This window comes from Rhodopseudomonas palustris (assembly GCF_003031265.1).
Lineage (GTDB): Bacteria > Pseudomonadota > Alphaproteobacteria > Rhizobiales > Xanthobacteraceae > Rhodopseudomonas > Rhodopseudomonas palustris_H.
On record NZ_CP019966.1, the window covers coordinates 3,217,655 to 3,235,438 of the forward strand.

A 17,784-nucleotide genomic window follows, 5' to 3' on the forward strand; every position below is an offset into this window, starting at 1 on the left:
TGCGGTCGCTCCCTTGAAGATTGGCTCCCGGCCCGAAGGCCGGGAGGATTTCGCGTGAGCCGCGATTACTTCTGGCCGGAAGCGGCAGCGACTTCGGCGGCGAAGTCGGAGGTCTGCTTCTCGATGCCTTCGCCGAGCGCGTAGCGCACGAAGCCGGTGATCTTGATCGGCGCACCGACCTTGCCTTCGGCTTCCTTGACGGCCTGCGCGACCGACTTGCCCTTCTCGTCGTGGATGTAGGCCTGCTCGAGCAGGCAGACTTCCTTGTAGTAGGTCTTCAGGCCGTTCTCGACGATCTTCTCGATCATGTTTTCCGGCTTGCCCTGCTGACGATACTTGTCGGCCATCACCTCGCGCTCGCGCTGCACGACAGCAGGATCGAGGCTGGTCGGATCGAGCGCTTGCGGGTTCGCAGCGGCGACATGCATCGCGAGCTGGCGGCCGAGGGTCGCGAGTTCGTCGGCCTTACCGGCGGATTCGAGCGCGACGATCACGCCCATCTTGCCGGCGCCGTCGATCACCGCGTTGTGGATGTAGCTGGCGACCACGCCCTGCGACACGCTCAGCGCGGCGGCGCGGCGCAGCGTCATGTTCTCGCCGATGGTGGCGATCGCGTCGGCAATCGCGCCGGCCACGTTGGTCGAGCCGACCGGAGCAGCGTTGATCGCGTCGATATCGGCGCCGACCTTGAGCGCGACCTGGGCGATCATCTTGACCAGCCCCTGGAACTGCTCGTTGCGCGCGACGAAGTCGGTCTCGGAATTGACCTCGATGACAACGCCCTTGGTGCCGTCGGTCAGCGCGCCGATCAGACCTTCCGCGGCGACGCGGCCGGCCTTCTTGGCGGCCTTCGACAGGCCCTTCTTGCGCAGCCAATCGATCGCGGCGTCGATGTTGCCGTCGGTCTCGGCGAGCGCCTGCTTGCAATCCATCATGCCGACGCCGGTGGTCTCGCGCAGCTCCTTGACCATTGCTGCAGTAATCGTTGCCATCGCTAATAAGCCCTCTGCCTGTGAGTGCGACCGCGCAGCCGAAGCCCGCGGTTCGCAATCAGGAACACATCTCAGATTTTGACGACGGAACGATGCGGCCGGAAGCCGGCCGCATCGCCTCGTATTACTCCGCCTCGGCGGTCAGCGACTTGGCCTGCGCCACCCAGGCATCGGCCCGGCTCGGCAGACCGAGCTCTTCGCCGATCTGATGTGCGGTGGCCTGATCGAGCTCGGCGAGCTGCCAGTAGTGGAAGATGCCGAGGTCGTTGAACTTCTTTTCGATCGCGCCGGACACGCCCGGCAGCTTCTTGAGGTCGTCCGGAGTGCCGCGCGGACCCGGCAGGCCCTGGAAGGTGGTCGCCTGCGCCGCCGGCAGGTCTTCACGCAGCGGCTGCGACGCCGCTCCGATGTCGACGCCCATGTCGCCCTGCGCGCGCGAAATGCCATCGATCACCGCACGGGCGACCAGGTCGCAGTACAGCGCGATCGCGCGGCCGGCGTCGTCGTTGCCGGGAACCAGATAGGTGATGCCCTTCGGATCGCAGTTGGTATCGACGATCGCAGCGACCGGGATGCCGAGACGCTGGGCTTCCTGGATCGCGATGTCTTCCTTGTTGGTGTCGATCACGAAAATCAGGTCGGGCAGACCGCCCATGTCCTTGATGCCGCCGAGCGAGCGATTGAGCTTGTCGCGCTCGCGCTGCAGCTCCAGACGCTCCTTCTTGGTGTAGGCATTGGCGTCGGCCGAGCTCAGCACGTCTTCGAGGTGACGCAGGCGGCGGATCGAGCCCGAGATCGTCTTCCAGTTGGTCAGCGTACCGCCGAGCCAGCGCGAGTTGACGAAGTACTGGGCCGAACGCTTGGCGGCATCAGCCACCGCGTCCTGCGCCTGGCGCTTGGTGCCGACGAACAGCACGCGGCCGCCCTTGGCGACGGTGTCGCTGATCGCCTGCAGCGCGCGATGCAGCAGCGGCACGGTCTGGGTCAGGTCGACGATGTGGATGTTGTTGCGGACGCCGAAAATGTAGTCCGCCATCTTCGGATTCCAGCGATGCGACTGGTGACCGAAATGCACGCCAGCTTCGAGCAGCTGACGCATAGAGAATTCAGGAAGCGCCATTGTATCTTCTCCGGTTGGTTCCTCCGGAAACGTGTGGGCAACCGTGCCGAACTGGGGACGAATCCCTGCGCGGCCCGGTGCCACCGGACGGCCTTGTGAGCCATGTTTCCGTGTGAGATGGCGCGCGTTATAGCGGGATTCCCCGATAACGCAAGGCGGAGCGGCCGAGATCGCGCCTGAGTGGCGGACCGCGATGGCCGCGATCCGCCAGTTTGGCCTGCCCTCGCCCTTATCAGCACTCCTTCACGCCCGGCGGGCACCGTTTGGCGGGGCCCTGCGGCCGCGGCGGCGGGGCGGCCCTTGGCGGTGCCGGCGGCCGCGGCGGGGCGACATGGGGCGGCGGCGGTGCCGCGCGAACCGGAGCCGGCGGCGGCGCCATCCGCGGAGCCGCATGCTGGGGCGGAGGCGGCGGAGCAACCCGGGGAGCCACATGCATCGGCGGCGGAACCGGACGGGACACCGTCGGCGGTGCGGGACGCTGGATCCGCGGAGCCGCAGGCGGCGGACGGCGGTCGGCGGCTGCGCTGGGCGGCGGTCCCGCCGGCCTGGCAGGCGCCGTCACCGGTGGGGTCGGCCGCAGCCTGGCGGCGGGAGGCTGCTGCGGGCGAACGGCTTCCGGACGCACGGCCGGACCTGCGGCGGCTGGCGGCTGAGCTGCGGGCGGCTTCGGCGCCGATCCGGCCGGCGGCGCGAGGACCCCGTTTTTGGCCGCGGCCGGGCCGCCCGGGCCGAGCGCTGGCCGACCAGGAGGTTGCGGCTGAGCGCCCGACGCCCCCGGGCGAGCGGCGACTCCTGGCGCTGGTGGCAATCCCTTGGTTCCAGGGACCGGCAGCGCCTGGCCGGCCGGTGCAGCGCCGCCAGGCGCGCCTGGCCCCGGCCGGCCCTGCGCCGTCGGCGGCGCGACGGCTGGTCCGGTCGGTTGGCTCGGCGGCGTGCCAGGAGCGGGCGTGGGCACGGTGGCCGGCGCGGTCGCAGTCGGAGCCGGGGTCGGCGCGGCGGCGGGCTGCGCCAGACGCGGGCCCTGCGGCTGAACGCTCGGACGTTGCGCAAACCCGCCCGGCGGCGTCGTGGCAATCGACGCACTCTGCGGCACCGGCGCCTTGCCCTGCTGGATCAGCGTGGCGCGATGCAGCGCGGCAGCCGGAAGCGCCGCGCCCAACACAGCGCCGGAGGCCACGGCAGCCGCAGTCGCTCCCGGCGCTCCGGGAGTTGCAACCGCAGGCCCGGCCACCGGCGGACTCACCACCGGCGCAGCCGGGTTGGCGGGAGCGGCCGGCGGCTGGTTGATCACCTGATTGATGACCGTGGTGTTGTGGATGTTGGCGAAGATGATGTTGTTCGGCGGCGGCTGCACATAGACCGGCGGCCGCACATAGGCCGGGATCGGCACGAACAACGGCCGCGGCAGATAGAACAGGCCGATCGGCGGCGGCGGTGGCGGCAGCACCACGAAGTCCGGCGGCGGTGGCGGCAGGAAGAACACCGGCGGCGGTGGCGGCGGCGCGAAGTCGAACACCGGATCGCTGAACATCAGCACCGGCCGGTCGACATAGACGATCTCGTCCGGCGGCGGCGGCGGCACGTCATAGTCGATCACCGTGAAGCTCGGCGGCGGCTCCAGGGCAGCCGCGAGGATCTCCAGCCGGCGCCGGGCGTCCGCCGCGTGCGGGCCGCGCGGATAGCGGCGGAGATACGACCAATAAGCATCGGGCGTATCGACGCGATACGTCCGCCGCCAAGTAATCGCCTCACGCCGCGCGGCGACGATCGCCCTCACCCGCTTGGCCAGCGGATCGTTCGGATAGGCCGCGAGAAAGTCTTCGTAAGCCTGCAGCGTGTCGCGATCGAGTGCGGCCGCATATGCTTCGGCGGCCCCCATGTCGCGGATCGGCTTGCTGCGCAACGCCTGATCCGGCGCCGGCAGCGGCGGTGCGTCGGGCGCGCGATCGAAGAACATGAAGTTCGACTCCACGCTCTGCGTATCCCACGGCACCTGCGCGCCCTTGGTGGTCTCATTGACCCGCAGCCGCACACGATCGAACAGCTGCGGCAACGTCAGGCCGCCGGTGCGGATCATCTCGGCCAGTGCTTGCGCATAGACGCCGTAGGCGCCCCGCTCCTCCGGCGCCACCGTACCGGGCGCGGCGTTGAAGGCGATCAGCATCTTCGGGTTCGGCTCGACCATCGCCAGACCCGAGGCGATCGATCCGCCGGGCACGAACGGCTGCTCGCGCGCCAGATCGAGCACCACGACGCTGGTCTTCAGCGGCAGCGCCGCGAGCTGGCGCAGATAGTCGCTGACGCGCAGGCCTTCAGTGGGAATTTCCGTATCGCGCGACAGCCGCGAGTCGACCGGGATGAAGTAGTTCTCGCCAGCGTATTGCACGCCATAACCGGCGAGATACACCGCCGCGACCGTGTCGGGCCCTGAGTCCTCGGCCTTCTTCACGAAGTCGCGAAACGCGCCGCGCAGCGTGTCGCCGTCGAGGTCGCGCGCGCCGCTGACGTCGAAGCCGGCTGCCTGCAAGGTCTGCGCGATCAAGCCGCCATCATTGGCAGCGGTGGAGAGCGGCGCCTTGGCATAGGCGCCATTGCCGATCACCAGCGCGATGCGTTTTTCCTGCTGCTGCGCAGCCGCGGGACCAACCGGCCCGGCGATCAGCACAACGAGGATGGTGGAGACGACCGAAACAAGATGATTGAGACGCATGGCCGGGACCCATTGCAAGGGCGCAGCCGGAACCGGCGCAGCGCCGCCGATCGCATTTCAGCGCGTCCCAATCTGAACGGCGATTGAACAATCCGCGACCAATTCGCGGACAAATACCGCCTCGCCGTCCGTTTTCCGTGACGCGAGAACAAGGCGATGGTCATAGCGTTTCGACGTGCTCGACGCCGGTCACGGCCTTAATCGCGCCGGCGATCTGCGGCGAGACGTGGTAGCGCCCGGGAATATCGAACTCGACTTCGGTCTGCGGATCGAGCCGCAGCACCAGCGCGATGTTGCCGCCCGCCACCTTGGTCTCCGGCGGCTGCAGCCGCTTGGCGACCGAGTCGAGGAATTTGGTATCGCGCAGGAAGATGCGCAGCCCCTTCTGAGTCTTCGCCGCCGCGGCGTCGAGCGGCTCGGCGTGCAGCACCCGGGCGCGCACGTCCTCACCCTGTAGTTCGGCGCCGAGCTGCATCAGCACCGCAGCCCCCGGCTCCAGCACCTCGCGATACTGTGCCAACCCTTCAGAAAACAGCACCGCCTCGAAATGCCCGGTCGGGTCGGACAGGCCCATGATGCCCATCTTGTTGCCGGTCTTGGTCCGCCGCTCCATCCGCGACACCACGGTGGCGGCGACCTTGCCGGCGGTGGCGCCGGATTTCACCGCCTTGCAGAATTCGGCCCACGACTGTACCCGCAGCCGCTTCAAGGCGGTGGCGTAGTCGTCGAGCGGATGGCCGGACAGGAAGAAGCCGATCGCATCGTATTCACGGCGCAGCCGCTCCGCCGGGAGCCACGGCTCGAGCTGCGGCAGGATGATCGACGGCGCATCCGACAGACCGCCGAACATATCGTTCTGGCCGCTGGTGGCGGCTTCGTGATTGCGCTGGCAGGCGGCGACAATCGCGTCGGCACCCGCAAACACCGCCGCACGGTTCGAGTTGAGGCAGTCGAACGCACCGGCGGCCGCAAGGCATTCGATGACGCGCTTGTTGATGGCGCGCGGATTGACCCGTGCGGCGAAGTCGGCGAGCGAGGCAAACGGCCGATCCCCCCTCGCCTCGACAATCTGTTGCACCGCCTGCATGCCGACGCCCTTCAGGCCGGCGAGCGCGTAGTAGATGGTGTTCGGACCGACCTCGAAGGTGGCGCCGGAGCGGTTGACCGACGGCGCCTCGACCTTGATGCCGAGCCGCTGCGCCTCGGCGCGGAATTCCGACAGCTTGTCGGTATTGTGGATTTCCAGCGTCATCGACGCGGCGAGGAATTCCACCGGATAATGCGCCTTCATATAGGCGGTGTGGTACGACACCAGCGCATAGGCGGCCGCGTGGCTCTTGTTGAAGCCGTAGTCGGCGAACTTCGCGAGCAGGTCGAAGATGGTGTCGGCGGCGTCCTTGGCGACGCCATTTTTCACCGCGCCTTCGACGAAGATCGCGCGCTGCTTGTCCATCTCGGCGCGGATCTTCTTACCCATCGCGCGGCGCAGCAGGTCGGCGTCGCCGAGCGAGTAGCCGGCCATCACCTGCGCGATCTGCATCACCTGTTCCTGGTAGATGATGACGCCGAACGTCTCCTTCAGGATCGGCTCCAGCATCGGATGCAGATATTCGGGCTCCTCGTCGCCGTGTTTGCGGGCGCAGTAGGTCGGGATGTTCGCCATCGGGCCCGGGCGATACAGCGCCACCAGCGCGATGATGTCTTCGAACCGGTCGGGGCGCATGTCGATCAGCGCCCGCCGCATGCCCGCACTTTCAACCTGGAACACGCCGACGACGTCGCCGCGGGCGAGCATCTGATAACTCGGCGCGTCGTCGATCGGCAGCGTGTGCAGGTCGACATGGATGTCGCGCTGCTTGAGCAGCTTCACCGCGACGTCGAGCGTGGTCAGCGTCTTCAGGCCGAGGAAGTCGAACTTCACCAGGCCCGCCGGTTCGACCCATTTCATGTTGAACTGGGTCACCGGCATGTCGGATTTCGGATCGCGATACAGCGGCACCAGGTCGCTGAGCGGGCGATCGCCGATCACGATGCCGGCCGCGTGGGTCGAGGCGTGACGGGTCAGACCTTCGAGCTTCTGCGCGATGTCGAATGCGCGCGCCACGATCGGGTCTTCGTCGCGCGCCGCCTGCAGCTTCGGCTCGCCTTCGATCGCCTGCTTCAGGGTGATCGGGGCCGCCGGATTCTGCGGCACCAGCTTGGTCAGCTTGTCGACCTGGCCGTACGGCATCTGCAGCACGCGGCCGACGTCGCGCAGCACGCCACGCGCCTGCAGCGTACCGAAGGTGATGATCTGCGCCACCTGATCACGGCCATAGCGATGCTGCACGTATTCGATCACTTCGCCGCGGCGATCCTGGCAGAAGTCGATATCGAAGTCCGGCATCGAGACGCGTTCGGGATTAAGGAAGCGCTCGAACAGCAGGCCGAACCGGATCGGATCGAGGTCGGTAATCGTCAGCGAATACGCCACCAGCGAGCCTGCGCCCGAACCACGGCCCGGACCGACCGGAATGCCGTGAGCCTTGGCCCATTTGATGAAGTCCGACACGATCAGGAAGTAACCCGCGTATTTCATGCGGGTGATGACGTCGAGCTCGAAGGCGAGCCGCTTGTTGTAGTCCTCTTCGGTCGTGCCCGGCGACAGGCCGTGAACACTGAGCCGCTTGGCGAGGCCCTGCTCAGCCTGGCGGCGCAGTTCGGCCGCTTCAGCGGCGGCGGCTTCCGCCGCGTCGCTGACGCTGGCGCCGACGGTGAACAGCGGCAGGATCGGCTTGCGGGTCAGCGGCCGATAGGCGCAGCGCTGCGCGATCTCCACCGTCGAGGCGAGCGCCTCGGGCAGATCGGCGAACAGCACCGCCATCTCGGCGCGGGTCTTGAAACGGTGATCGGGGGTGAGCTGAAGCCGATCGGTCTCTGCGATCAGCTTGCCGGAGGCGATACACAATAGCGCGTCGTGCGCCTCGTAATCCTCGGTGCTGGCGAAATGCGGCTCGTTGGTCGCAACCAGCGGCAGGCCCTTGTCGTAAGCGAGATCGATCAGCCCGCCTTCGGCGCGGCGCTCGGCCTCGGTGCCGTGACGCTGCAGTTCGACATACAGCCGATCGCCGAACGCCTGCTGCAGCCGCTCGCAGCGCTGCGCGGCGAGCGCCGGATCGGTCAGCATCGCCAGCGAGATCGGCCCGTCCGGGCCGCCGGTCAGCGCAATCACGCCGTCGGTTTCGCCCGCGAGCCACTCGAGCTTGACGTGCGGCACCTGATTGACCGGCGTCTCCAGGAACGCCCGGGAGTTCAGCCGCATCAGGCTGCGATAGCCCTGCTCGCGCGCTGCCAGCAGCACGATCCGCGCCGGCGTCGCCAAGGCGCCATGGCGCGAGTTCGGATCTTGGTCGCCGAAGTCGATGCCGAGTTCGAGGCCGACGATCGGCTGAATGCCGTAGCCCGACAGCTTGTCAGAGAATTCCAGACCGCCGAACATGTTGTCGGTGTCGGTCAGGGCCAGCGCTGGTTGTCGGTCGGCCTTCGCCAGCTCGGCCAGCTTGGCGACTTTCATCGAGCCTTTCAGCAACGAATAGGCCGAGTGGACGTGCAGATGGACGAATCCGGCGTTGCTCATCGGCGCGGCGGCTCTTCAGACAAACGTGCGGGTTGGGACGAGTGGTTTGCGGAACCGGCCGCCGTCACGGCAACCGACTCGGAAGCCCAATGGTGGGCTCCCTCACCCTTCACCGCAAGCATCGGCGGCGACCTTATCCCCGCTATGCCGAAGCGGTCGCAACGCTTGCCCGCGCTTAGGCCTGCGCCAACACCTGAGCCCACACCGCCACCATGCCGATGAACAGTGCAATCGACGTCAGCGCCGCAGCTTCTTGGATGAAGATCTTCAACATCGTCCGCCTCCCTGACCTTGTGAACATAACAAGAACAATGTTCTCATTTCGTTCTAGAGTCAAGCAAGCGGCCGGCGCAGCAACCTGGACCGTTAATGAGACGTTACTATCCCCGGAATTCACCGGCCCCACCCCGCATTGACGGTCATTCGGGATTGGCGCACGGAACGAAAGGCGCGCGGCTTATGAACCGCGCAGCAGCGGAGGCGACGATGCGGATTGGAGCGATGGTGCTGCTGATCGGGCTGGCGCTGCCGGGAGCAGCTTCGGCACAGCCTTACGACAACTACCCGGTCTGCCTGCGGGTGTATGGCCCGGTGCGCTACGACGAGTGCCGCTACATATCGATCGACCAGTGCAAACCGGCCGCATCGGGGATCGCCGCCCAGTGTCTGACCAATCCGTGGTATCAGCCGCCGGCGGGGCCCGGTTCGCGCCGCGCCCGGCGGCATTGAGCCGGCGCATGTGCGCCGCCCCTGCTCCGTCATAGATTTCTGTCACACTCTCGGGTGCGCCGAGTCGCCGCCACCGCGACCGGCTGCTCAACAAGGATCCGAACGAAGATGCGCAAGCTGCTCCTGATCGCGATGCTCGCCGGCCTCGGCCTGACCACCACCGCCGAGGCGCGGGATTATCCGGTCTGCCTGCGGGTGTATCAGAGCTACCACGACTGGTACGACGAGTGCAGCTACGACACCATGGCACAGTGCCGGATGTCGGCCTCGGGCCGCAGCGCCGATTGCATGACCAACCCGTGGTACACCGCGCCGCAGCAGCAGCCGACCAAGAAGAAGCGCAAGCACCGCCGTCAGCACTGAGGGCGAGCGCGGCTCTCCCCGATGCCCCGTCATTCCGGGGCGCGCGCAAGCGCGAACCCGGAATCTCGAGATGTTCTGCGTTGAGGCACTTCACCCTGCACCGCGGGATTCCGGGTTCGCTCGCTGACGCGAGCGCCCCGGAATGACGTGCCAATAATGGGCTGAAGCCGAGCGCCCTATTCCAGCTCGACCACGACGCCGTCCTGCAGCGAGACGCGGCGGTCCATGCGGGCGGCGAGCTCCATGTTGTGGGTGGCGATCAGCATCGCCACCTGGGTCGCCTTGACCAGCTGCATCAGCGCGTTGAACACGTAATCAGCGGTGTGTGGATCGAGATTGCCGGTCGGCTCGTCGGCGAACAGCACGCGGGGCGCATTGGCCACCGCGCGGGCGATCGCGACGCGCTGCTGCTCACCGCCGGACAACTCCGACGGCCGATGGGTGATGCGGTCGGCGAGCCCCAGATAGGACAGGATTTCCTTGGAGCGGCTGATCGTCTCTTTGCGCTTCAGGCCGCGGATCATCTGCGGCAGCATGACGTTTTCCAGCGCGGTGAATTCCGGCAAGAGCCGGTGCGACTGGTAAACGAAGCCGATGTCGGTGCGGCGGATCTGGGTGCGCTCGGCATCGGTCAGCGCCGACGTTGCCGCGCCGCTGACATAGACCTCGCCCTCATCGGGATGCTCGAGCAGCCCGGCGATGTGCAGCAGCGTCGACTTGCCCGAACCGGACGGCGCCACCAGCGCCACCGACTGGCCCGCCCAGAGCGCCAGCCTGGCGCCGTCGAGGATCGTCAGAGTCGCCTCGCCTTGCGAATACTGGCGCTTGATGTCGTGAAGGTACACGACCGGGATGTCTTCGGCGCCCTGCTCCATCGTGTTTCGCCTTACTCGTAGCGCAGCGCGTCGACCGGATCGAGGCGCGCGGCGCGCCACGACGGGTACAGCGTGGCGAGGAACGACAGCGTCAGCGCCATGATCACCACCGCGCTGGTCTCGGCGAAATCGATCTCAGCCGGCAGCTTCGACAGGAAATACAGCTCCGGCGAGAACAGTTCGGTGTTGGTGACCCAGGACAGGAACTGCCGGATCGACTCGATGTTCATGCACACCAGCACGCCGACGAAGAACCCGGTCAGCGTGCCGACCACGCCGATCGCCGCGCCGGTGATCAGGAACACTCGCATGATCGAGCCCTGGCTCGCGCCCATGGTGCGCAGGATCGCGATATCGGCGCCCTTGTCCTTCACCAGCATGATCAGGCCGGAGATGATGTTGAGCGCCGCCACCAGTACGATCAGCGTCAGGATCAGGAACATGACGTTGCGCTCGACCTGAAGCGCGTTGAAGAACGTTGAATTTCGCTGGCGCCAGTCGACCAGGAACACCGGCCGTCCGGCCGCTTCGGTCACGGCCTTGCGGAAGACGTCGATGCGGTCTGGATTGTCGGTATAGACCTCGATCGCGGTGACGTCGTTGGCGCGGTTGAAATACGCCTGCGCTTCCTTCAGCGGCATGAACACGAAGGTCGAGTCGTATTCGGACATCCCGATCTCGAACACCGCCGCGACCTTATAGGGCTTGATCCGCGGCGTGGTGCCCATCGGCGTCACGGCGCCGCGCGGCGCCACCAGCGTGATGCTGTCGCCGGCGTGCAGCGACAGCTGATCGGCGAGCCGGCGTCCGATTGCGACGCCCTGGCTGTCGTCGAAGCCCTCCAGCGTGCCCTGCTTCAGGTGATTGGCGATCGACGACAGATGATTGAGGTCGTCGGCGCGGATGCCGCGCACGAACACGCCCGAGGCGTTGAACGGCGACGATGCCAGCGCCTGGCCGTCGACCACCGGAGCTGCCAGCTTGATGCCCTGCACGCCGCTGAGCCGGTCGGCGACGTCCTTCCAGTCAGTCAGCGGGCTTTCCAGCGGCTGCACCAGGAGGTGACCGTTGAGGCCGAGGATCTTGTCGAGCAGCTCTTTGCGGAAGCCGTTCATCACCGCCATGACGATGATCAGCGTCGCCACCCCGAGCATGATGCCGAGGAACGAGAACCCGGCGATCACCGAGATGAACCCCTCACGCCGGCGCGCGCGCAGATAGCGCCCGGAAATCAGCCATTCGAATGGCGCAAAAGGAGGAGTTCGAACTGGCTCGTTCATGGCGTGATCCATAGTCCGAATTTCACACGATTCGGGCTTTATCTGGCCGACGCCGCCCTCGCCGTTCAGGCCCGCGGTGGATAAGTGCCTATTACGTCAGACGTGCGACCACATCGGCGAGTGCGAGATTTTCACGCGACCCGTCGCTGCGGCGCTTGAGTTCGACCTTGCCTTCGGCCAGCCCGCGCGGACCGACATGGATCTGCCACGGAATGCCGATCAGGTCCGCAGTCGCGAACTTGGCGCCAGCGCGCTGATCGGTGTCGTCGTACATAACGTCGACGCCCTTGGCCGACAGCTCGCGATACAGCTGGTCGCAGGCCGCGTCGGTCGCGGCGTCGCCCTGCTTCAGATTGAGGATCGTCACCCGGAACGGTGCCACTGCCTCCGGCCAGATGATGCCGTTGTCGTCGTGGCAGGCCTCGATGATCGCACCGACCAGCCGCGACACGCCGACGCCGTAGGAGCCGCCGTGGATCGGCGCATCGGTCCCGTCCGGACCGGTGACGTTCGCCTTCATCGAGTCGGAATACTTGGTGCCGAAGTAGAAGATCTGGCCGACCTCGATGCCGCGGGTGTTGAGGCGGTTGGCCTCCGGTACTTCGCTCTCATAGCGCGCCGCCTCGTGAACGTCCTCGGTCGCCGCATAGACCGAGGTCCACTGCTTGATGATCGGGGTGAGGTCGCCGTCGTAATCGACGTTCTCATCCGGCACCGGCAGGTTCAGCACGTCGCGGTCGATGTAGACGCCGGACTCGCCGGTCTCGGCCAGCACGATGAATTCGTGGCTGAGATCACCGCCGATCGGGCCGGTCTCGGCGCGCATCGGGATCGCCTTCAGGCCCATCCGCGCAAAGGTGCGCAGGTAAGCGACGAACATCTTGTTGTAGGATTTGCGCGCGCCGGCTTCGTCGACGTCGAACGAGTACGCGTCCTTCATCAGGAATTCGCGGCCGCGCATCACGCCGAAACGCGGACGCTGCTCGTCGCGGAATTTCCATTGAATATGATAGAGATTCAGCGGCAGGCTCTTGTAGGACTTGATGTAGGCCCGAAAGATCTCGGTGATCATTTCCTCGTTGGTCGGGCCGTACAGCAATTCCCGCTTATGCCGGTCGGCGATCCGCAGCATCTCCGGACCGTAGGCATCGTAGCGGCCGCTTTCGCGCCACAGGTCGGCGAGCTGCAGCGTCGGCATCAGCAGTTCGATCGCGCCGGCGCGGTTCTGCTCCTCGCGGACGATCTGCTCGATCTTCTTCAGCACCCGATGGCCAAGCGGCAGCCAGGCGTAGATGCCGGCCGCCTCCTGCCGCAGCATGCCGGCACGCAGCATCAGCCGGTGCGAGACGATCTCGGCCTCCTTCGGGTTTTCCTTCAGGATCGGCAGGAAGAATCGCGACAAACGCATGGGATTTGCTCGGAGAATCGGGTGGAAGCTGATTTTGCGCCAGTGAAACCGGATCGGACGCGAAAACACAAGGGCGGGAGCCGCGCAACTCTGCAATTCGGGCCGGATTGGCCGGTGCTCAGGTCGGTGCGGGACACTTGCGGTCTAGCACGGCGACCGGGTGCTCGGCACCCGACTATCGAATCACGATCGGGGTTTCGAGGTTCACCTTCTCGAAATCCGAGATCAGGATGCCGAGCGTCAGCGTCCATTTTCCAGGCACGGGCGCCGTCAGCCGTGCCCGCCAGGGTCCGTCCGCCGTCTTCCGCGCTTCGGCGCTGAGTGACTCGATCCCGGCGTCAGGATTGGCGAGCGTCACGGTCAGCGCCTGCGCGGCAAGCGGCGCCTCCTCGGCCGTCTGCAGCAGCACTTCGATCTCGACAGGCCCGGCTTGGGCGGGCGCCAGCGTCACGGTAGCCATCGCCCGCTCGGTATGGAGATGCACCATCTCCGAGGCTGCCGCCGATTGAGATGCGGCGCTGCGCGGCGGCGGGGTGAACCGCCACAGCCCGACCACGCCCAATATGGCGATCACCAACACCAGCTCGGCCACGATGCTGGCCCGCATTCTCCGCACCGCCGACACCTCGCCGGCCAGCAGCAGCGGCGTCAGCCTCAGCCGGTTCCACAGCGCCAGAGCGAGCAGCACGCAAACCAGCGCCAGCTTGGCGATCAGCACACGGCCATAATCGCTCTGCCACAGCGCATCGATCCGGCCAAGTTCGATCGCCGCTAGCGCGATGCCGCTGATCAGCAACGCTACGATCGCCAGCGGGATCGCCTTGGAAAACCGCCGCAGCGTCGCCGGCGCCGCATCACGCCTGCCGACCGCGATCGCCAGCGGCAGCAGCGCACCGATCCACAGCGCCAGGCTGACGCCATGCAGCCAGACGGCCGCGCCGGAGAGCGCGCGCGGCTCGGCTGTGGCCGCATGCCCGCTGACGGCGAACGCTGTGCCGAGGCTCACCACGGCGCCGAGCGACAGCAGCCTCGCATTCCAACCGCGCCAGCGCAGCGCCAGCAGCGTCAGGACGAAGGCCATCCCGGACAGTGCAGCCGCATCGCCGAACGAACCCGATGCGCCGGCGCGCCACACCGCGGCATCGCCGAGCCTGGCCAGCGGCAGATCGAGCGCGTCCAGCCCCTGCAGGCCGGCCGACAACACGACGGAGGCCAGACCGAGCAGCGCGAGTCCAGCGGTCAGCATCGCTGCGCCCGCGACCGTTGCCGCTGCGATCCAGGCCAGGAACGCCGCGCCGCCGACGGCGGTCAGCAGCGTGAAGCTGGCCAGGATGCGCGTTGCCCAAATCGCTGTGCGGCGCGCCGGATCGTCCGGCACGACGATCGGCGGCAGCCTTTGGCCGGGCGTGCCGATCCAGAACGTCAGGGCGCCGCCGATCGGGTGACCGTCGGCGGAGACCACCCGCCAGCTCAGCACATGGGCGCCCTCGCCGAGCGCGCCCGGCGGCGCAAATCGCAGCGTCGCGCCGTCCTGATCGATCGCCGTGATCGCCTGGCTGCGGCCGCGCGCGTCGATCAATTGCAGAAGCAGCGCGGTGACCGGTTCGTTGAAGGTCAGCGTGAAAGTAGTCGGCGGCGTCGCCAGCACCGCTTCAGAAGCGGGATCGCTGGCGACGAGGCTGGCATGCGCGGCCGCGAGCGCCGGCCACAGCAGCACGGCGATCGCCGTGATCCAGGCCAGCCGGCGCGCGCGGCGGCGCGTGTGAGTATAGCCCGCCGTCACGGCGCCTTCGGCTTCAGCCGCAGCGCCGGGGCCGGCTCATGCAGGGCGTCGGACTTCTGTCCCGCGGCTGGAATTTCGATCCAGCGCGAAACGCCCTTTTCGCATTCCTGGACCACCGGGAAGTACAGCGTCTTGCCGGCAGCGTCGGGCAGTTTCATCACCAGACCGAAAGTGTCGTAGAGATTGTCCGGGAGCGGCCCGCCGCGCCAGGTCACCTCGTCGACGGTCTCGGTGATGGTCTTGCCGTGCAGCTTCGGCTGTTCGCCCTCGATCTTGCGGGTCTTGATGTCGACCGACCAGCCCGGCTTCATCTGCGGCTTCACCGATAGCACGCCGTCCGGAATTTTGACCCGCACCGCAAGCGTCGCGCTGCCGTCGCAGCCGTGCGGCACGCTGAACGTCGCCTGGAAGTAATTGCTCGCAGTGGCCTCGTTCGGCTGCAGCGTGACGTGAGCCAGCGCCGGCGCGGCGCCGAGCGCGGCGGCCGCGAGGGCCGCCGCTGCCGATACGGATCGCAGCCGCATCACTTCTTCATCCCGTGGCCGCTGTGATCCATCGTGCCATGGTCCATCTTCATCATGCTGCCGCCGGCATCGCCCGGCGCCTTGGCGCCGACGCCTTCGACATCGAGCGTCACCTGAACCTTGCCGGCCTTTTCGAACTGCAGCGTCATCGGCACCTTGTCGCCCTGCTTCAGCGGGCCTTTCAGATCCATCAGCATGATGTGGTAGCTGCCGGGCATCAGCGTCACGGTCTTGCCGGGCTCGATTGGCAGACCCTTGTCGAGCGGGCGCATCTTCATCACGCCGTTGTCCATCGACATCTCGTGGATCTCGACCTTGCCGGCGATGTCGGCGGTGCCGGACACCAGGCGGTCGGCGCTGCTGCCCTTGTTCTCGATGGTGAGGAAGCCGCCGGCAACCTTGGCACCGCCCGGGGTGGCGCGGCTCCACGACTGGCTGATCACCAGATCGCCGGCCTTGACCTCGGCGGCCTGGACGGCGGCGGTCGACAGCAAGGTGGCGACGGCGACGGACGCAACGCTGCGGATGAACATCTTCATGGGTGGGTCTTTCTGTCAGTTGAGGAAGTCAGAACGAAAGCCACGTCAGGCGCGTTCCCCGCGCTTGCGGGGCGACGCGCCGTCCGGCGATTGTCGAACATTGAAAGGAGCGGCGGACGCCGCGGTCAGGCAGAGGCTGGGACCAGAGCCGGCGGCCCACGCGCCTGGGCGTGAGCGAACGAGCAACGGTCGACCGGCGCCGAATCGGCAAGGTGCCAGACCACCACTTCGGCAAACCGCGCCACCACGAAATCCTGCGGCGGCAGCGCCGGCATCGGCGCACCGCTGAGGCCGACGGCGCAGATCGCACAACAGCCCGAGTCGTGCGCCGACGGTATGCCGGCGTGTGAGGCCTGCCCCGGCCTCGCCATCTCGGCGCAAAGCGGCGCGACGCCGACCGGATCGGCAATCGCGCTGGCAATGAAGCGCACGGCCCCGATCGGCGCCAAAAGCTGCACCAGCAACACCACAGCCACCAACGGAATCAGCCGTCCGAGGCGTCGGCGCAGCGCAGACAGTCCTTTGGGCGGGTGAATTATCATGCAGGTCGGTTGCGTTCGGTTGACCAACGCAGCATCGCACAGCTCGGCAACCGCGCCAAACGAAACTGCAAACCGCGTGCAGCTGGCGAGTTCTCGTTCATTTCACGTCTTGCCTTAAATTTGAACATTCGTTGCCGTGAATGATGACAAGACGCTTAGAATAGGCTACCAATGTGGCTACAGGCTGAGCCTTGCGGCGAGGTCTGAGTGGTCCAAGTCTCGGGAGGAACCCTGACGTTCACCAACGAACGTCGCCCGGCCAAACAATACGAACAACTATTCGGGGAAATTATAGGGTCGACAAGTTTTTTAGCAGGGCGCCGCGCCCTGCTTTTTCTTTTTCAGCGCCATTTCGGCACTATTTTTCATTCGACGAATCGCCAAGCAGCCGACGCTGCTCGCAGGCGAATCCAACCCAGATACATTTGGCAAAAAGAGCCGCTGCGCGTCCGCGACTTGTAGAATCGATTGAACGCAGCGAATTCATCGCCGCGAATCGCGCATGCGCCCGTGAGGCCGCTGCGCTCTACGCGCAGCGCCGAACCACAGCATGTCGCCACGACAGCGCGTGACTCGGCGCGCAGCGGCTACAGCGGCAGATTCATCAGCTTGGCGAGACGATCGATGCCGAGCCAGCCGGAACGATACGCGTACAGAGCGACGGCGAAGATCACCGCCGAGATCAGCGTGGTCCACAGCGCCTTGCGCGCCAGCAGCGTTGCCACTGGGGCGCCGGGATCGGTGCCGGGAGACGGCCCCTCACCTTCGCTCTCGGCGTGACTGCGCACGCCGAACGGCAGCGTCACGAACAACACGATCCACCATAAGACGAAGTAGATCGCGATCAGCCCGGCGACGGTGGAGGCCATCGATCAGGCTTGTTCGATCTCGACCAGCGCGCCGGAGAAATCCTTCGGATGGAAGAACAGCACCGGCTTGCCGTGCGCGCCGATCTTCGGATTGCCGTCGCCGAGCACCCGCGCGCCTTCCTTGGTCAGGCGGTCACGCGCCTCGATGATGTCCGGCACTTCGTAGCAGACGTGGTGAATGCCGCCGTCCGCGTTGCGCTCGAGAAACTTGGCGATCGGCGAGGCTTCCCCGAGCGGCTGGATGAACTCGATCTTGGTGTTCGGCAAGGTCACGAACACGGTGATGACGCCGTGCTCCGGCAGCGGCACCGCTTCCGAGATCGCCGCGTCGAATCCGGCGCCATAGACCTTGGCGGCCTGCACCGCATCCTTCACCGCGATCGCCACGTGGTTGAGCCGCCCGAGCATGGTCACCCTCTTTCGTTGTCGTGTTC

The 17,784-nt window shown here is 66.6% G+C and carries 15 protein-coding genes; 2 read left to right on the top strand and 13 right to left on the bottom strand.

From position 1 onward, the window contains the following. Positions 1 to 65: 65 nt before the first annotated feature. From tsf to dnaE, 4 genes are all read right to left on the bottom strand, one after another. Positions 66 to 992: a translation elongation factor Ts gene (gene tsf / locus RPPS3_RS15035; RefSeq protein WP_107344821.1), complete on the bottom strand. Its 927-nt coding sequence runs from the start codon at positions 990 to 992 to the stop codon at positions 66 to 68. Between the two features lie 124 nt (positions 993 to 1,116). Next, entirely contained in the window at positions 1,117 to 2,112 is a 996-nt protein-coding gene (locus RPPS3_RS15040; RefSeq protein WP_107344822.1) for a 30S ribosomal protein S2, read from the bottom strand. Between the two features lie 232 nt (positions 2,113 to 2,344). Next, positions 2,345 to 4,822 (bottom strand): caspase family protein, encoded by a 2,478-nt coding sequence (locus RPPS3_RS15045; RefSeq protein ID WP_107344823.1) that lies wholly within the window; start codon positions 4,820 to 4,822, stop codon positions 2,345 to 2,347. A gap of 160 nt (positions 4,823 to 4,982) precedes the next feature. Then, positions 4,983 to 8,438 (bottom strand): DNA polymerase III subunit alpha, encoded by a 3,456-nt coding sequence (dnaE, locus tag RPPS3_RS15050; RefSeq protein WP_107344824.1) that lies wholly within the window; start codon positions 8,436 to 8,438, stop codon positions 4,983 to 4,985. A gap of 459 nt (positions 8,439 to 8,897) precedes the next feature. Here dnaE and RPPS3_RS15055 point away from each other — a divergent pair, with 459 nt between their 5' ends. Both RPPS3_RS15055 and RPPS3_RS15060 read left to right on the top strand, forming a co-directional pair. Continuing rightward, complete coding sequence (locus tag RPPS3_RS15055; protein WP_234819960.1) at positions 8,898 to 9,167, top strand: DUF3551 domain-containing protein; 270 nt, start codon at positions 8,898 to 8,900, stop codon at positions 9,165 to 9,167. Between the two features lie 108 nt (positions 9,168 to 9,275). Next, positions 9,276 to 9,530 (top strand): DUF3551 domain-containing protein, encoded by a 255-nt coding sequence (locus RPPS3_RS15060; protein WP_107344825.1) that lies wholly within the window; start codon positions 9,276 to 9,278, stop codon positions 9,528 to 9,530. A 176-nt stretch (positions 9,531 to 9,706) separates the two neighbouring features. Here the strand turns inward: RPPS3_RS15060 and RPPS3_RS15065 are convergent, their stop codons facing one another. The 9 genes from RPPS3_RS15065 to mce form a co-directional block, all read right to left on the bottom strand. Next, positions 9,707 to 10,405, bottom strand: coding sequence for an ABC transporter ATP-binding protein (locus tag RPPS3_RS15065; RefSeq protein ID WP_107344826.1), 699 nt, complete (start codon positions 10,403 to 10,405; stop codon positions 9,707 to 9,709). A gap of 11 nt (positions 10,406 to 10,416) precedes the next feature. Next, positions 10,417 to 11,697 (bottom strand): lipoprotein-releasing ABC transporter permease subunit, encoded by a 1,281-nt coding sequence (locus RPPS3_RS15070; RefSeq protein ID WP_107344827.1) that lies wholly within the window; start codon positions 11,695 to 11,697, stop codon positions 10,417 to 10,419. A gap of 79 nt (positions 11,698 to 11,776) precedes the next feature. Next, positions 11,777 to 13,093, bottom strand: coding sequence for a proline--tRNA ligase (proS, locus tag RPPS3_RS15075; protein WP_107344828.1), 1,317 nt, complete (start codon positions 13,091 to 13,093; stop codon positions 11,777 to 11,779). 175 nt (positions 13,094 to 13,268) lie between these two features. Next, a complete protein-coding gene (locus RPPS3_RS15080; RefSeq protein WP_107344829.1) occupies positions 13,269 to 14,876 on the bottom strand; it encodes a copper resistance CopC/CopD family protein in 1,608 nt (535 codons plus the stop codon). Continuing rightward, the gene (locus RPPS3_RS15085; RefSeq protein ID WP_107344830.1) at positions 14,873 to 15,400 is read right to left on the bottom strand and encodes a YcnI family protein; all 528 of its coding nucleotides are present in this window, start codon (positions 15,398 to 15,400) and stop codon (positions 14,873 to 14,875) included. Before RPPS3_RS15085 ends, RPPS3_RS15080 begins: the two co-directional genes overlap by 4 nt. Beyond that, positions 15,400 to 15,939 carry a copper chaperone PCu(A)C gene (locus tag RPPS3_RS15090; protein ID WP_107344831.1) on the bottom strand — a complete coding sequence of 180 codons (540 nt, stop codon included), beginning with the start codon at positions 15,937 to 15,939 and terminating at the stop codon, positions 15,400 to 15,402. Before RPPS3_RS15090 ends, RPPS3_RS15085 begins: the two co-directional genes overlap by 1 nt. A 125-nt stretch (positions 15,940 to 16,064) precedes the next feature. Then, entirely contained in the window at positions 16,065 to 16,415 is a 351-nt protein-coding gene (locus RPPS3_RS15095) for a hypothetical protein (protein WP_234819961.1), read from the bottom strand. A gap of 653 nt (positions 16,416 to 17,068) precedes the next feature. Then, positions 17,069 to 17,350, bottom strand: coding sequence for a DUF1467 family protein (locus RPPS3_RS15100; RefSeq protein WP_107344833.1), 282 nt, complete (start codon positions 17,348 to 17,350; stop codon positions 17,069 to 17,071). A gap of 3 nt (positions 17,351 to 17,353) precedes the next feature. Further along, positions 17,354 to 17,758 carry a methylmalonyl-CoA epimerase gene (gene mce / locus RPPS3_RS15105; protein WP_011158483.1) on the bottom strand — a complete coding sequence of 135 codons (405 nt, stop codon included), beginning with the start codon at positions 17,756 to 17,758 and terminating at the stop codon, positions 17,354 to 17,356. Between the last annotated feature and the right edge of the window lie 26 nt (positions 17,759 to 17,784).

Bases quoted from the DNA above. Each gene is read 5' to 3' on its own strand.
- RPPS3_RS15085 (WP_107344830.1), bottom strand. From the start codon at position 15,400: ATGCGGCTGCGATCCGTATCGGCAGCGGCGGCCCTCGCGGCCGCCGCG.
- RPPS3_RS15060 (WP_107344825.1), top strand. From the start codon at position 9,276: ATGCGCAAGCTGCTCCTGATCGCGATGCTCGCCGGCCTCGGCCTGACC.
- proS (WP_107344828.1), bottom strand. From the start codon at position 13,093: ATGCGTTTGTCGCGATTCTTCCTGCCGATCCTGAAGGAAAACCCGAAG.
- dnaE (WP_107344824.1), bottom strand. From the start codon at position 8,438: ATGAGCAACGCCGGATTCGTCCATCTGCACGTCCACTCGGCCTATTCG.
- RPPS3_RS15065 (WP_107344826.1), bottom strand. From the start codon at position 10,405: ATGGAGCAGGGCGCCGAAGACATCCCGGTCGTGTACCTTCACGACATC.
- mce (WP_011158483.1), bottom strand. From the start codon at position 17,758: ATGCTCGGGCGGCTCAACCACGTGGCGATCGCGGTGAAGGATGCGGTG.
- RPPS3_RS15055 (WP_234819960.1), top strand. From the start codon at position 8,898: ATGAACCGCGCAGCAGCGGAGGCGACGATGCGGATTGGAGCGATGGTG.
- RPPS3_RS15100 (WP_107344833.1), bottom strand. From the start codon at position 17,350: ATGGCCTCCACCGTCGCCGGGCTGATCGCGATCTACTTCGTCTTATGG.
- RPPS3_RS15070 (WP_107344827.1), bottom strand. From the start codon at position 11,697: ATGGATCACGCCATGAACGAGCCAGTTCGAACTCCTCCTTTTGCGCCA.
- RPPS3_RS15090 (WP_107344831.1), bottom strand. From the start codon at position 15,939: ATGAAGATGTTCATCCGCAGCGTTGCGTCCGTCGCCGTCGCCACCTTG.
- tsf (WP_107344821.1), bottom strand. From the start codon at position 992: ATGGCAACGATTACTGCAGCAATGGTCAAGGAGCTGCGCGAGACCACC.
- RPPS3_RS15045 (WP_107344823.1), bottom strand. From the start codon at position 4,822: ATGCGTCTCAATCATCTTGTTTCGGTCGTCTCCACCATCCTCGTTGTG.
- RPPS3_RS15040 (WP_107344822.1), bottom strand. From the start codon at position 2,112: ATGGCGCTTCCTGAATTCTCTATGCGTCAGCTGCTCGAAGCTGGCGTG.